Origin of the sequence: Pseudomonas sp. NCCP-436 (assembly GCF_019656335.1) — a bacterium.
In the GTDB taxonomy this organism is placed as follows: Bacteria; Pseudomonadota; Gammaproteobacteria; order Pseudomonadales; family Pseudomonadaceae; genus Aquipseudomonas.
The window spans coordinates 280,417-293,414 of sequence record NZ_BPLZ01000003.1 but is presented as its reverse complement, the minus strand read 5'-3'; the positions used below and the strand labels follow the sequence as shown (position 1 = coordinate 293,414).

The following is a 12,998-nucleotide window of genomic DNA, read 5'->3' as shown; positions in this document are numbered from 1 at the left end:
CGGGGTCGTGGTTACCCGCTTTGCGGGGAACCACGACATCTTACAGTTGAGGTATCCAGGTCATGCCAAGCATCACGGTTGCAGGAGTTTCCTGATAGCCATGGTGCTGGCCTTGGTATTGGTAGAGCAGGCGGCTGTAGTCCTTATTCAGGACGTTGGCCCACTTCAGGTCGAACGCCAGATCGCTGCTGGCCTGCCAGGTCGCGCGCAAATCCAGCGTGCCGTAACCGGGGAGTTTCGTGGCAGTCGCGCCGGCGTACTGGACGCTGTCGCTGACGGCGGTAAAGGTCGCCCCCAGTCCGATGCTGCCGAACTGGCGATCCAGATTCAGGTTAAGCGTACGCTTGGCACGGTTGGGCAGCAGGCGGCCATTCTCGCGGTTGCGCGGATCAATGATGCTGACGCCCAGATCGCCGTGCCAGCCGAACAGCTCCTGCTTGAGGGTTGCCTCGAAGCCGTTAACCCGCGCCCGGTTGATGTTGTCCACCGTGCTCCAGTCGGCTGTGGTGGCGATCAGGTCGCGGAAGTCGGTGCGATACAGTGAGGCTTCCAGCTGGGTGCTTGGGGTGAGCTGGCTGCGCCATTGCAACTCGTAGCTGCGGGATTTTTCCGGCTTGAGATCCGGGTTGCCCTGGTAGAAGCCGTCGAATGGCCAGTACAGGTCGGCGAAGGTCGGTACGCGGAAGCCTTCGGAGTAGGACAGAATCAATTGGTTGTCCGCATCGAGCTGGTAGCTCAGTGCGCCATTGAACGTGTTCTCGGTGCCGAACTGCTCGTTGTCATCATGACGCATGCCCAGCTCGGTGCCGAATTGCTCGCCCTGGAAGCTGTGCTGGATGAACACGGCCTTGTTGTCGCGGTTTTCGACCGCAAATTCGTTGCTGCTGCGAACCTTATCCTTCAGGTAGTCCGCGCCCAGGCGCAGGCTGTGGCCGTTGCCGAGTGTCAGGGTATTGAGCCAGTTCAGCGAGTCGCGATAGGTATTGTTGACGGTGCTGCCGGGGAATAGCTTGTCGAAGTTCTCCTGTTTGTCCTCACTGTGACCGAGTTCGATACGGCTGCGCCAGATGTCGTTGATACGCCCGTCCAGCCATAGGGTGCTGGTGCTGATGCGGTATTCGTCGTATGGCTCGGCCGGAACGGAGGCGCCCCAGGGACCAGCCGTTGCGTCCCAACGGCCGAACGGGTTGTCGATTTCAGTTTTGCCGCGTTGATCCAGAACGGTAAAGCCTGCTTCCAGAGCTTCGTTGACGCGATGGCTCAGGCTGAGGGCCAGGGATCGGTTGCGGTAGGCATCGTGGTCTGCGTCACTGCCGAATGAGTTGCGGGTACGGTCGATGCCTGCGGTTTCATCCAGCCCGGCGGAGAGGTTGAAACGCGTGCGTTCATCCCCTCCGGAAAGGCCCAGGGTGCGTTCCCAGGTGCTGTCGCTGCCGCCGGCGAGGCGTACATAGGGGCGCAGACCTTCGCCTTCACCGCGGCGGGTGAAAATCTGGATCACGCCGCCCATGGCGTCGGCACCGTGGATGGCAGAGCGCGAGCCGCGCAGTACCTCGATACGCTCGATCTGATCCACGCTGAGAAACTGCAGTGCGGCGCCGCCAGCAGTGGCGGAGCCGGCCCGAACCCCATCAATCAGAATCAGAGTTTGGGCTGTGCTGGTGCCGCGGATGAAAAGACCATAGGCCGCGCCACGACCGCCATAGTTGGCCACTTGCACGCCGGGCACCTGAGCCAGCAGTTGAGGCACGCTGGAAGGACGCAGTCGCTCGATATCCGCGCGCGTGAATACGGTACTGGCTGCGCTGCTGTTGCCGCGCTGCTCAACATCGCGATTGGCAGTGATCAGGGTGTCGGACAGTTTCAGTGCGTCCTCGTGGGACGGCGTTTGAGCAAGTGCAAGGCTCGGCATCAGGGCGATGGCCAAAGCCAAAGGGGACAGTTTCATCGTGATAAATCCTCAAAAGATCGAAGCGCTTTTGAGGAGGGCAGGAACAAGCGGGAAAACCGGGAAGTGCAGGCTGCCGCGCTTGACGGTGCTGCCCTCCGCAACACCAGTCGAATCCGCTCAGGCCGGTCTCCGGGCTCTCGACTCTCATCGCACTCGCCTTCCCGTGTCGAAACACAGTGGCTGTTGAGCGGACGGCGATCACAAGGGTCGCGGTCGATTACCGTTGCGGGGGCAGCGCCGGAATTGTTCCATTGAACGCACCGGCTTCCCGTTTAATGCACGCCTTGCAGCAGCACACCTGAATGGAAAACGCGCGCACCATAGCCGGCAGGGCGCTGGTTGGCAATGACAGATGTTCAGAATGCGGGGTTCTGACCAACCCTTAGTGCTTCTCGTGCAAAGCCTGATCCAGAGGCAGAGTGAGCAGGTGGCCATGGTCTACGGGCCTTGCAAAGGCTTTATCCAGTGACTCGCCGACGACCAGGTGATGCAGCGCGCGAATCGGCCCGGCATGTGTGATCAACAGGACGTCACTGTGCGGGATGCTGCCGAGAAAACTCTGTAGTCGGGCAAGCAGCTCCGGCAGCGACTCCCCGCCAGGTGGTGCTGCGCTCTGCCAATGGTCGGCCCAGTGGCGGGCTTGCGGCGAGTCCAGTTCGGCCCAGGTGCGCCCCTCCCAGAGACCGAAGTTCAGTTCCATCAAGCGTGGATCGACCCGGTAGGGCACCAGCAGTGCATCGGCCAGAGCGCGGCAACGCTGGCTGGGGCTGCTCCATACCGGTGGCAGGCCCGCAGGGAACCGCACGGCCAGGCTTTCCCGCACAGCGTGCGCCTCCTCGGCAAAGCTCTTCGCCAGCGGCACATCCAGCTGGCCATAGCACAGGCCTGGCGCACAGCCGACGCGGGTATGGCGGATCAGATAAAGCGACACAGCGCGACGACACCCAGCAGGAAAGTCAGCTCACTCAATTGTTGCAGTGCGCCCAGGCAATCACCGGTGAAGCCGCCGATCCACTTGCGCAGCCAGCGGGCGAACCAGAAACGCAAGGCAACCAGCGGGAGCAGGGCCAGCCAGAACAGGTTCGGTAACTCGATCCAGATAAAGGGCAACAACGCCAGGGTCGCTGCAATCAGCAGCCCCGTAGGGGACATCTGAACTGCCAGTGGTTTCGCCTTGCCGTCCGGGCGGGCATAGGCCTCGGTGAGCATCATGCTGGCTGCATTGAGGCGGCTGACGGCATGGGCGAGGATCATTGCCGGGATGATCAGTGTGGGAGGCAGGGCGTTAAGCAAGAGAAACTTGCCGGCGAGGGCGCCGATCAGCGCAGTAGCTCCGTAAGTGCCCAGACGCGAATCCTGCATGATGGCCAGGATGCGTTCACGATCCCAGCCGCCACCCATGCCGTCCATGCAGTCGGCCAGGCCATCTTCGTGGAAACAGCCGGTCAGCAGCAGGCTGAATACCATGCTCAGCAAAATCGCGATCGGCACCGGCCAGAGCATAGACGCACCCCAGTAGACCTGTGCGCAGAGCATGCCGATCAGGGTGCCGATCAGCGGGAAGTAGACCGCTGCCTGGTTGAGTTCGCTTTCCGAGTAGGGCACGCGGGCCGGAATCGGAATGCGCGTGAAGAATTGCAGTGAGAGCAGGAAACGATCGGTTTCCCGGCGCAGGGCGGAGCGATCGCTCATCGGTCGGATACTCCGGCAGACTCGAACGAGGCCATTTCGTTGAGGAAACCGCAGGCGGCCTGTAGCAGCGGCCAGGCCAGTACGGCGCCGCTACCCTCGCCCAGGCGCAGGCCCAACTGCAGCAGGGGAGTGGCCTGCAGATGCGCCAGCAACAACGGGTGACCGCCCTCCTGGGAGCGATGACCGAACACGGCATAGTCACGCACTGCAGGGGCGATCTGCATGGCGGTCAGCAGCGCTGCCGTCGCGATGAAACCGTCCACCAGGATCAGTGCGCCTTTCTCTGCTGTGCCGAGCATGGCGCCGGTCATCATCGCCACTTCAAAACCGCCGACCTCGGCGAGCACCGTCAGAGCATCGTGTGGGCCTGGGCCGACTCGTTCGGCCACCGCCTGCAGAATAGCCACCTTCCGCGCCAGGCCTTCGTCATCCAGGCCGGTTCCGCGTCCGGTGCAGGCAGCGATCGGCAGGTTGGTCAGCAGGTGGCTGAGCAGCGTGGCAATGGAGGTGTTGCCGATGCCCATCTCGCCGAAAGCCAGTACATTGCTGCCCTGGGCCACTTCTTCATGGGCGATGCGTCGGCCGGTCTCCAGGCATTGCAACGCCTGCTCGTGGCTCATGGATGGCCCTTCCAGGCAGTTGGCGGTGCCGTGGGCGATCTTTTCATGACGCAATGGCAGGTCGTTCGGGAAGTCGAAATTCACGCCGGCATCCACCACCTGAAAAGCGAAACCGTGCTGGCGTGCGAAGCTGTTGGTGGCGGCGCCGCCGGCGAGCAAGTTGTAGACCATCTGCGCGGTCACCTCGGCCGGGTAGAGGCTTACTCCTACACGGGTCAGGCCGTGGTCGGCGGCAAAGATGGTCAGGCTCGGGCGTCTCAGCTCGGGGCTCAGGGTCTGTTGTACCCAGCCGATCTGCAGCGCCAGGGCCTCCAGTTGACCAAGGGCACCCAGGGGTTTGGTCTTGCGGTCGATCTTATGGCGTAGCGCCGTGAGGATGGCGGAGTCAGGAGCGGAAATACTGAGGTGGGGAAGGGAAAACATCAAAGTGCTCGATAGCGCCGATGAGTCTCGGCCCGGAAGAATGGATAAAGGGAGGTTGCTGCGGTGAACCAGCGAGGGACAAGCGTACAGGTCGCCGAATCTCCACTCCTCTCATGAGAGGGAGTGGAGATGCGCAGGGGAGGGGCAATGTTACAGTTTTTCCAGTCGCGCCCGTACGGCAGCTTCGATTCCTGCCTGATCCAGCCCGCATTCGGCCAGCATTTCGCTTGGTTTGGCGTGTTCGACGTAGTAGTCGGGCAGGCCCAGGTGCAGCAGGGGCACCTGGCGGTTCTCGGTGGCGAGAAATTCGCCCACGGCACTGCCGGCACCGCCCATTACGGCGTTCTCTTCGAGGGTGACCAGCAACTCGTGGCTGTCTGCCAGTTCACGCAGCAGGGCTTCGTCGAGGGGCTTGACGAAGCGCATGTCGATTACCGTGGCATCGAGCCTCTCGGCTACCTGCAAAGCGTCACTCAGCAGTACCCCGAAGGCCAGCAGGGCAACCCGCCGGCCCTGGCGGCAGAGACGTGCCTTGCCGATTTCCAGTGGTTCCAGGCCTGGCTCCAGAGGGACGTTGGGGCCGCTACCGCGCGGGTAGCGCACCGCCGCCGGGCCGTTGTACAGGTAACCGGTGGTGAGCATGCGGCGCATCTCGTTCTCGTCGCTGGGCGCCATTACCAGCATGCCGGGAATGCAGCGCAGGTAGGACAGGTCGAAGCTGCCGGCGTGGGTCGGGCCGTCCTCGCCGACCAGGCCGGCGCGGTCGATGGCGAACAGTACGTCCAGGTGCTGTACCGCTACGTCGTGGATCAGTTGGTCGTAGGCACGCTGCAAGAAGGTGGAGTAGATCGCTACCACCGGCTTGGCGCCTTCGCAGGCCATGCCGGCTGCCAGGGTTACGGCATGCTGCTCGGCAATCGCCACGTCGAAATAGCGCTCCGGGAAGCGTTCGCTGAATGCCACCAGATCCGAGCCTTCCTTCATCGCCGGGGTGATGCCCATCAGGCGCGGATCGGCTTCGGCCATGTCGCACAGCCACTGGCCGAAGACGTTGGAGTATTTCGGGCCGGCGGGTTTCTTCGGTGCGGCTTGCGGCGTGACCGGTTCCAGCTTGGTGATCGCGTGGTAGCCGATGGGGTCCAGTTCGGCCGGAGCGAAGCCCTTGCCCTTCTTGGTCACCACGTGAAGGAACTGCGGGCCATCGAGGTCACGCATATTGCGCAGCGTGGCCAGCAGTGTCGGCAGGTCGTGGCCGTCGATCGGACCTACGTAGTTCCAGCCCAGCTCTTCGAAGAAGGTGCTCGACAGCAACATGCCCTTGGCGTGCTCCTCGACGCGGCGGGCGATTTCCCAAGCGCCTGGCAGGCGCGAAAGGATCTTCTTGCTACCTTCGCGCATGCTCCAGTAGGTACGGCTGGAGATGATCTTGGCCAGATAGTTGGACAGGCCGCCGACGTTCTTGGAAATCGACATGTCGTTGTCGTTGAGGATCACCAGCATGTCGGCGCCGACGTCGGCTGCATGATTGAGTGCCTCGAAGGCCATGCCGGCGGTCATGGCACCGTCGCCGATCACCGCCACGCTCTTGCGCTTCTCGCCCTTGAGCCGAGCAGCGATGGCCATGCCCAGGGCAGCGCTGATGCTGGTGCTGGAGTGGCCGACGCCGAAGGTGTCGTACTCGCTCTCGCTACGCCGCGGGAAGGCGGCCAGGCCGTCCTTCTGGCGTAACGTGTTCATGCGCTCGCGACGACCGGTGAGGATCTTGTGCGGATAGGCCTGATGCCCCACGTCCCACACCAGGCGATCCTCGGGGGTATCGAATACGTAGTGCAGAGCGATGGTCAGCTCGATTACACCGAGACCGGCACCAAAGTGTCCGCCGCTCTGGCCAACGCTGTAGAGCAGATACTCGCGCAGTTCGTCGGCGAGAGTTTCCAGGTCCGCTTCGGCCAGACGACGCAGTTCGTCCGGCGTGTTGGCGCTGTCGAGCAGCGGCGTCAGCGGGCGCTCGCGGGGGATCTCATGGAAAGTGGTCGGCATCAGGCGAATCGTTATAGGCACAAAAAGAGGCGACAGTTTACCTGATTGCCGGGGGAACGGCTCAATCGGCTGTCTGCTGCCGCTTATCGCTATTGTGGCTAATCAGCAGGGCAGGGGAAGTATTGGGTGGGGCTCCAATACCTGTGATTATGGAGCCCGTCTGGGGCGTTAAAGCAGGCCTGATGTGGTGATCATGGCGCCATACAGACAAATGATGATGGTCTAGCTGCGCCTTTCGACGATGTAGCGGGCCAGCTTGCGCAGCGGTTCGGCACTGTCGCCGAACGGCTGCAGGGCTTGCAGGGCTTGGTCACGCAGTTCCAGCGCGTAGCGCTTGGCCGCGTCAAGGCCAAGCAGGGCGGGATAGGTGGGTTTGTGGTTGGCCTCGTCCTTGCCTTGGGTCTTGCCCAGAGTGGCGGTATCGCTTTCCACGTCGAGGATGTCGTCCTGCACCTGGAAAGCCAGACCTATGGCCCGGGCATACTGCTGCAGAGCCTGATGTGCGGTGCTGTTGCGGTTGCCGCTGGCCAGCGCGCCGAGGCGTACACTGGCCTCGATCAGTGCGCCGGTCTTGTGCCGGTGCATGATCTCCAGTGCCTGCTGGTCGAGCTGCAGGCCAACCGAACCCAGGTCGATGGCCTGACCGCCGACCATGCCTGCCGGGCCAGCCGCCTGGCTCAGGAGTTCGATCATCTGCAGGCGGATCTCGGCGTCCTGCGGGTTGCTGCGATGTGTGCTGAGTACGCCAAACGCAAGGCTCTGCAGGGCATCGCCGGCAAGAATGGCGCTGGCTTCGTCGAATGCCTTGTGGGTGGTCGGCTGGCCGCGACGCAGGTCGTCGTCGTCCATGGCCGGCAGATCGTCATGTACCAGCGAATAGGCGTGGATCAGTTCTACTGCGCAGGCTGCTCCGTCTGCTTGTCCGAGGTTGCCTTCGAGGGCCTCGCAGGCGGCGTAGACCAGAAGAGGGCGCACGCGTTTGCCGCCGTTCATGACGCTGTAGCGCATGGCCTGGTAAAGCCGCTCAAGCTCCGCGTGCGGTGCCTGGAAGAGAGGCTCGAGGGATGCATCGACGCGAGCTTGGCAGCGCTTTTGGTATTCCAGGATCATGCCGGTTCGTCCGTGTCGAAGGGGGCGGCCTGCAGTTCGCCGTCGCGTTCCAGCAGAATCTGAACCTTCTGCTCGGCCTGGGCCAATGCAGCCTGGCATTCGCGGGTCAGGCCGATACCCTGTTCGAAGGCGCTCAGCGATTCTTCCAGCGACAGCTCGCCGCTCTCCAGGCGTTCGACCAGCGTTTGTAGCTGGGCCAGGGATTGTTCGAAGTCGGGGACGGCTTTCTTGCGGGCCATTGGGCGGTGTCTCGCTGGTTCCGGAACGGCGCGACACTAGCAGAGCCGCGCCAGACGGGCAAATCAGAGGGCCTCAGGCGGAGCCTGGCTAGGCAAGGTAGGTGTTCCAGAAGTAGTACAGGGTCATGCTGCTGCCCACCAGGATGACAAAGCCGCGCAGCAGTGTAGGGGGTAGTTTTTCGCCCAGGGCTCCGCCAGCGTAGCCGCCAAGGGTGGCGCCGGTCAGCAGGATTGCCAGCTCGTGCCAACTGACTCGTCCGGCGATGATGAAGGTGAGCGTGGCGATGCTGTAGATCACCGCCGAGATGAGATTCTTCAGCGCGTTGGCGCGGGTCAGCGGATGGCCTTCGATGGAGAAGGCTGCCAGTTGCAGAATGCCCATGCCGGCACCGAAGTAGCCACCATAGACCGAGACGCCGACATGCGCCGCCAACGACAGTGGCGTGTGCGGCGGGTGCTCGGCCTCGCACCGACGTGCGGCCAGCCAGGCACCCAGCCAGGGGCTGGCGGCGAACAGTGCGGTGGCAGCCAGTAGCAGCCAGGGAATCAGTACACGAAACATGTCATCGCCACCGGCCAGCAGCAACAGGCCGCCAAGCAGGCCGCCGGCCAGTCCGGCCAGTAGCAGTGGAATCAGGTAGCGGCCTAGTGGGCGCAGCGAGGCGCGCGCCGCCCAGGCGCCGGCCAGGCTGGCTGGCCACAGCGCCACGGCATTGGTGGCATTGGCGGTCACCGGCGGCAGGCCGGTGGCCAGCAGAGCAGGAAAGGAAAAGAAGGTGCCGCCGCCGGCCAGGGCATTCATGCCTCCAGCGGTAAAGCCGGCAGCCAGCAGCAGGGCGATAGCCGTTGCATCCATGATCCGCACCAGACAGTCAAAGGCTCCCGAGCATAGGGCTGTGCGCAGCGGGTGCCAAGGCTTGAGTCCCGGAGGTTGGCTTGGAATGACCGAAAGATTGCTTTCTAATGCCGCTTTTTAGCGAACTGGACAGCAGGTGTGGCGTGAGCGACTTTCCTCTGATCATGGCGTTGCCTGGTGAATCCAAGGGCTTGTTCGAGCAGGCCGGCATCCCGGTGCATTACAGCGGTATTGGCAAGATCAATGCGGCCTTCAAGGCCTTTGAGGTGATCCGGGCAACCGGCTGCAGCACTCTGCTCAATCTGGGGACTGCTGGCAGCAGCCGCTTCCCCGCTCATTCGCTGGTGGAAGTCACGCGCTTCGTGCAGCGCGATATGGATGTCTCACCGCTGGGCTTTGCCGTGGGCGTTACGCCGCTGGAGACGGACTGCCCGGCGGATATCGAATTGGAGCCTTATTTCGAGCACCTGTCTCATGGCTGCTGCGGCACTGGCGACAGCTTTGAAACCGCGGCGCCGAAAGTGCCCTGCGACCTGGTGGACATGGAGGGCTACGCCCTGGCCAAGGTCTGTCGACGCCTAGGGGTTCGACTGATTTCGGTGAAGTACATTACCGATGGCGCCGACGACAGCGCTCCCATGGACTGGGAGGAAAACCTGCTGCTGGGCGCACGCAAACTGCTGGCGCTGTACCAGTCGATTCGCTGAGGTTGCCATTTCGGTACCGGCTTGAACCCGGGCTGGGCGCCGAATCAATGCGGTCGCTTTAGCGCCAGCGGAAAAGAACTTCGGCATTGCGGCTGCTGGCCTCGGCCAGCGCTTGCGGAGACATGTCGCGCAAGGCCGCCAGTTCGCGGCAGATGTCGGGCAAAAATTGCGGGCTGTTACGCTGGTGCGGATGCATGGCCGGAGCCATGTCCGGTGCATCGGTTTCCAGCACTATGGCCTCCAGCGGCAGAGCAGCAACCACCCGGCGCAGCCGGTTGGCCTGGGGCCAGGTGGCAGCACCGCCCAGTCCCAGACGAAAGCCCAGGCGGATGTACTCGCGCGCTTCCTCCAGGCTGCCGGCAAAGGCGTGGATGATGCCACCACGGGGAGGACGAATGCGTTTGAGCGTGGCGATGGTGGCTGCATGAGCACGACGTACATGCAGTAGCGCTGGCAGATCAAATTCCACCGCCAGTTGCAGTTGCGCCTCGAACAACTCCTGCTGGCGTTGGCGGTCGAGCTGCTCAAGGAAGTAATCCAGGCCGAACTCACCCACCGCGCACAACCTGGGGTGACCAGCCAGCCGCTCCAGCCAGTGACGTAATGCCTCAATATGCGCAGGGTGGTGGCTGTTCAGGTAAACAGGATGCAGGCCCAAAGCGGCATGCAGACATTCGCTGGCCTCCACCAGTTGCCAAAGTCGCTGCCAGTGGCCCTGATCCACTCCCAGCACCACCATCTGTTCGATGCCCAGCTTCTGGCTCTGTGCCAGTACTGCAGCGCGATCGGCATCGAACTCGGGAAAATCCAGGTGGGTGTGGGTGTCGATCAGGCGCATGGGCGGCTCCATAGCTTGTCTGTGGCCAGGGTAGAGGCTTTTGTATTGGCGGCCAGTCTCCATTGAACCATGGGTACAAGTATTGGTCTTGTGCGCTTGCCACTGATGCATGTGCAACAGTGAGCGAGCTTTGCCGCCATAACCGAGTAGGCCGTTGCAGCGCCAGGAACGTGCGTCTGTCGCTGGCTCGGTTAAACTGCCGGGAACGGCGCCTGGTGGGCAGGAGTCCGGGTGCCTAGCTTCTGCTTGCAGAAGCGGATCATGGCCGGCTTCCGGGCGCGGTCGCCCTCTTTCATGAAAGGATCTTCCGTAGATGACTCAAGCTCTCGCGCATCGCTGGCGTTTTTTCCGCGCTGGCGGCTTCGATCAGGTACAACTGGATACCCCGGCCGATCTGGCGGCCCTGCGCGGCCTGGATCAGAAGCTCTGGGCCAGCCTGGCCTGCCCGGTGAACAATCTCGAGCTGGATCGGCGCATGCTCGACTATATCGACCAGAATCGGGATGGCCGCATTCGTGCGCCGGAAGTACTCGATGTGGTCGACTGGACGCTGGCACGTCTGGCCGATCCGGCCGTGCTGTTTGAGGATGGGCCGCTGCAGCTTGCTTCACTGACCGAGGATGCCGAAGGCGCCCGCCTGCGCCTGGCCGCGCGGCGCCTGCTGACAGTGCTTGGGCGTCCCGAGGCCGACAGCCTGACGCCAGCCGATACCGATGAGCTGGCTCTGCTGTTTCCGCCTCACGAATCCAACGGCGATGGCCTGGTGCCGGCGACACTGACCAGTGATCCGCAGTTGCAGGCCGCCATTGCAGACATCATCGCCTGCCTGGGCGCACAGACCGACCGCAGCGGCGAGCCGGCCATCGGCTCCGAGCAAATCGCTGCCTTCTTCGATCAGGCGCGGCAACTGCACGGTTGGCATGCCCGAGCGGCGGAGCAGGGCCTGAGCGCCTTTGGCGAGGGCACCGTGGCAGCGGTCGAGGCCTTGGGTGCAGTGCAGGACAAGATCGACGATTACTTCACGCGTGTGGCCATGTCCGAGTTCGACCCACGCGCCTCGGCATTGATGAATGCACAGGAAGAGGAGCTGGTGCGGCTGGCGGCACGTTCCCTGGCTGATGCCGGAGAAGTGGCGGAGCTGCCGCTGGCAGTGGTGCAGCATGGCGGCGAGCTGCCGCTGCGGCAGGGACTCAATCCGGCCTGGCGGGGCGCCATCGAGACTTTCCGCCTGCAGGTGGTGGTGCCGGTATACGGTGAACTGGACAGCCTGTCGCGTGAGCAGTGGCAGCATCTGGTCGGACTGTGCAGCAACTACCTGACCTGGCGTGCCGAGATGCCGGCTGTGGCAATTGCCGATGTGCTGGATCGTGCACGTATTCTTGAGCTGGTAGAGCAGGACGTCGAGGCTCGCCTGATGGCGCTGGTAGCGCAGGATCTGGAGGTGGCCGAGGCCGCAGACGGTCTTGTCGAGCTGGACAAGCTGATCCGTCTGCGGTACGGCCTGGTGCGTCTGCTGCGCAACTTCATCTCCTTCCAGAACTTCTACGCCCGCAAGGAAAAGGCCGTGTTCCAGGCCGGGATGCTGTATATCGACGGTAAAAGCTGCGAACTGGTAGTGGAGGTCGGTGATGTTGAAGCGCATGCCGCCGTCGCTGCCGCCAGCGACTGCTTCCTGCTGTACTGCAACTGCACTCGCCGCGGCGAGCCGGTGCGTGGCCGGGAAACGCTGAACATCGTGGTAGCGGTCACCGCCGGCAGCGAGGGCAACCTGCAGGCCGGCCGCCACGGACTGTTCTACGACCGTGACGGCAACGACTGGGACGCCACGGTGGTCAAGGTGGTGCAGAATCCGATCAGCATCCGCGAAGCCTTCTGGTCGCCTTATCGCCGTGTTTCCACTCTGGTTTCCGAGCAGATCCAGAAGTTCGCTGCCAGTCGCGATGCCGATATGGTCAACCAGACTGCTGCCCGGGTGGGGGAGGCCGGTGCCGCTCCGGCAGCGACTCCGGCTCCGGCCTTCGATATCGCCAAATTCGCCGGTATCTTCGCAGCCATCGGCCTGGCGGTGGGCGCACTGGGTACCGCCCTGGCGGCGGTGGTCACCGGCATTCTGTCACTGGCCTGGTGGCAGATCCCGCTGCTGCTGATCGGCGTGCTGCTGGCGATTTCCGGGCCGTCCATGCTGTTGGCCTGGTTCAAGCTGCGGCGCCGCAGTCTGGGGCCAATCCTCGATGGCAACGGCTGGGCGGTGAATTCCCAGGCAAGAATCAGCATTCCGTTCGGCACCGCATTGACGCAGATGGCCGCGTTACCCAGCGGCAGCGACCGCGCCCTGCACGATCCCTACGCCGACAAGCCGATGATCTGGCCCTGGGTGCTGGCTCTGCTGCTGGTGCTGGTGCTGGGTTACTACGCCTGGGATCAGGGTATGTTCAATCCGCAGCCGCCGGTTCCGGCCGAGACTGCGACAGCTGGCGAGGCGGCTGCCGACTAACAGGGCCTGCTGGAGCCGTTGCCCTGGG

11 protein-coding genes and 1 riboswitch are annotated in these 12,998 nt (G+C 63.2%); of the genes, 2 read left to right on the top strand and 9 right to left on the bottom strand.

The window, feature by feature from the left end; genetic code table 11:
- Positions 1-40: 40 nt before the first annotated feature.
- The 8 genes from NCCP436_RS05440 to NCCP436_RS05405 all read right to left on the bottom strand — a co-directional run bounded on the left by NCCP436_RS05440 (position 41) and on the right by NCCP436_RS05405 (position 8,931).
- Positions 41-1,948, bottom strand: a complete 1,908-nt coding sequence (locus tag NCCP436_RS05440) for a TonB-dependent receptor domain-containing protein (RefSeq protein WP_220802783.1) — start codon at positions 1,946-1,948, stop codon at positions 41-43.
- Between the two features lie 105 nt (positions 1,949-2,053).
- A riboswitch (cobalamin riboswitch) is annotated at positions 2,054-2,268 on the bottom strand.
- A 65-nt stretch (positions 2,269-2,333) separates the two neighbouring features.
- Entirely contained in the window at positions 2,334-2,882 is a 549-nt protein-coding gene (cobC, locus tag NCCP436_RS05435) for an alpha-ribazole phosphatase family protein (RefSeq protein WP_220802781.1), read from the bottom strand.
- Positions 2,867-3,643: an adenosylcobinamide-GDP ribazoletransferase gene (locus NCCP436_RS05430; protein ID WP_220802779.1), complete on the bottom strand. Its 777-nt coding sequence runs from the start codon at positions 3,641-3,643 to the stop codon at positions 2,867-2,869. Before NCCP436_RS05430 ends, cobC begins: the two co-directional genes overlap by 16 nt.
- Positions 3,640-4,686 (bottom strand): nicotinate-nucleotide--dimethylbenzimidazole phosphoribosyltransferase, encoded by a 1,047-nt coding sequence (cobT, locus tag NCCP436_RS05425; RefSeq protein WP_220802778.1) that lies wholly within the window; start codon positions 4,684-4,686, stop codon positions 3,640-3,642. The genes NCCP436_RS05430 and cobT overlap by 4 nt, the downstream gene beginning before the upstream one ends.
- A 150-nt stretch (positions 4,687-4,836) precedes the next feature.
- Complete coding sequence (gene dxs, locus NCCP436_RS05420; RefSeq protein ID WP_220802775.1) at positions 4,837-6,726, bottom strand: 1-deoxy-D-xylulose-5-phosphate synthase; 1,890 nt, start codon at positions 6,724-6,726, stop codon at positions 4,837-4,839.
- 222 nt (positions 6,727-6,948) lie between these two features.
- Positions 6,949-7,836, bottom strand: coding sequence for a (2E,6E)-farnesyl diphosphate synthase (gene ispA / locus NCCP436_RS05415; protein WP_220802773.1), 888 nt, complete (start codon positions 7,834-7,836; stop codon positions 6,949-6,951).
- A complete protein-coding gene (locus NCCP436_RS05410) occupies positions 7,833-8,075 on the bottom strand; it encodes an exodeoxyribonuclease VII small subunit (RefSeq protein ID WP_220802772.1) in 243 nt (80 codons plus the stop codon). Before NCCP436_RS05410 ends, ispA begins: the two co-directional genes overlap by 4 nt.
- 88 nt (positions 8,076-8,163) lie before the next feature.
- Positions 8,164-8,931 carry a sulfite exporter TauE/SafE family protein gene (locus NCCP436_RS05405; RefSeq protein ID WP_220802771.1) on the bottom strand — a complete coding sequence of 256 codons (768 nt, stop codon included), beginning with the start codon at positions 8,929-8,931 and terminating at the stop codon, positions 8,164-8,166.
- Positions 8,932-9,074: 143 nt separating this feature from the next.
- Between NCCP436_RS05405 and NCCP436_RS05400 the strand changes: the two genes are divergently transcribed.
- Entirely contained in the window at positions 9,075-9,638 is a 564-nt protein-coding gene (locus NCCP436_RS05400) for a nucleosidase (protein WP_259651444.1), read from the top strand.
- 58 nt (positions 9,639-9,696) lie between these two features.
- On the opposite strand, the gene NCCP436_RS05395 is transcribed toward NCCP436_RS05400, so the two are convergent.
- Entirely contained in the window at positions 9,697-10,476 is a 780-nt protein-coding gene (locus NCCP436_RS05395; protein ID WP_220802769.1) for a TatD family hydrolase, read from the bottom strand.
- A gap of 313 nt (positions 10,477-10,789) precedes the next feature.
- Between NCCP436_RS05395 and NCCP436_RS05390 the strand changes: the two genes are divergently transcribed.
- Positions 10,790-12,970 (top strand): hypothetical protein, encoded by a 2,181-nt coding sequence (locus NCCP436_RS05390; protein ID WP_220802768.1) that lies wholly within the window; start codon positions 10,790-10,792, stop codon positions 12,968-12,970.
- Positions 12,971-12,998: the final 28 nt, after the last annotated feature.

Coding starts and splice junctions, on each gene's coding strand:
- NCCP436_RS05440 (WP_220802783.1), bottom strand. CDS start 1,948: ATGAAACTGTCCCCTTTGGCTTTGGCCATCGCCCTGATGCCGAGCCTT.
- NCCP436_RS05430 (WP_220802779.1), bottom strand. CDS start 3,643: ATGAGCGATCGCTCCGCCCTGCGCCGGGAAACCGATCGTTTCCTGCTC.
- cobT (WP_220802778.1), bottom strand. CDS start 4,686: ATGTTTTCCCTTCCCCACCTCAGTATTTCCGCTCCTGACTCCGCCATC.
- dxs (WP_220802775.1), bottom strand. CDS start 6,726: ATGCCGACCACTTTCCATGAGATCCCCCGCGAGCGCCCGCTGACGCCG.
- ispA (WP_220802773.1), bottom strand. CDS start 7,836: ATGATCCTGGAATACCAAAAGCGCTGCCAAGCTCGCGTCGATGCATCC.
- NCCP436_RS05410 (WP_220802772.1), bottom strand. CDS start 8,075: ATGGCCCGCAAGAAAGCCGTCCCCGACTTCGAACAATCCCTGGCCCAG.
- NCCP436_RS05405 (WP_220802771.1), bottom strand. CDS start 8,931: ATGGATGCAACGGCTATCGCCCTGCTGCTGGCTGCCGGCTTTACCGCT.
- NCCP436_RS05395 (WP_220802769.1), bottom strand. CDS start 10,476: ATGCGCCTGATCGACACCCACACCCACCTGGATTTTCCCGAGTTCGAT.
- NCCP436_RS05390 (WP_220802768.1), top strand. CDS start 10,790: ATGACTCAAGCTCTCGCGCATCGCTGGCGTTTTTTCCGCGCTGGCGGC.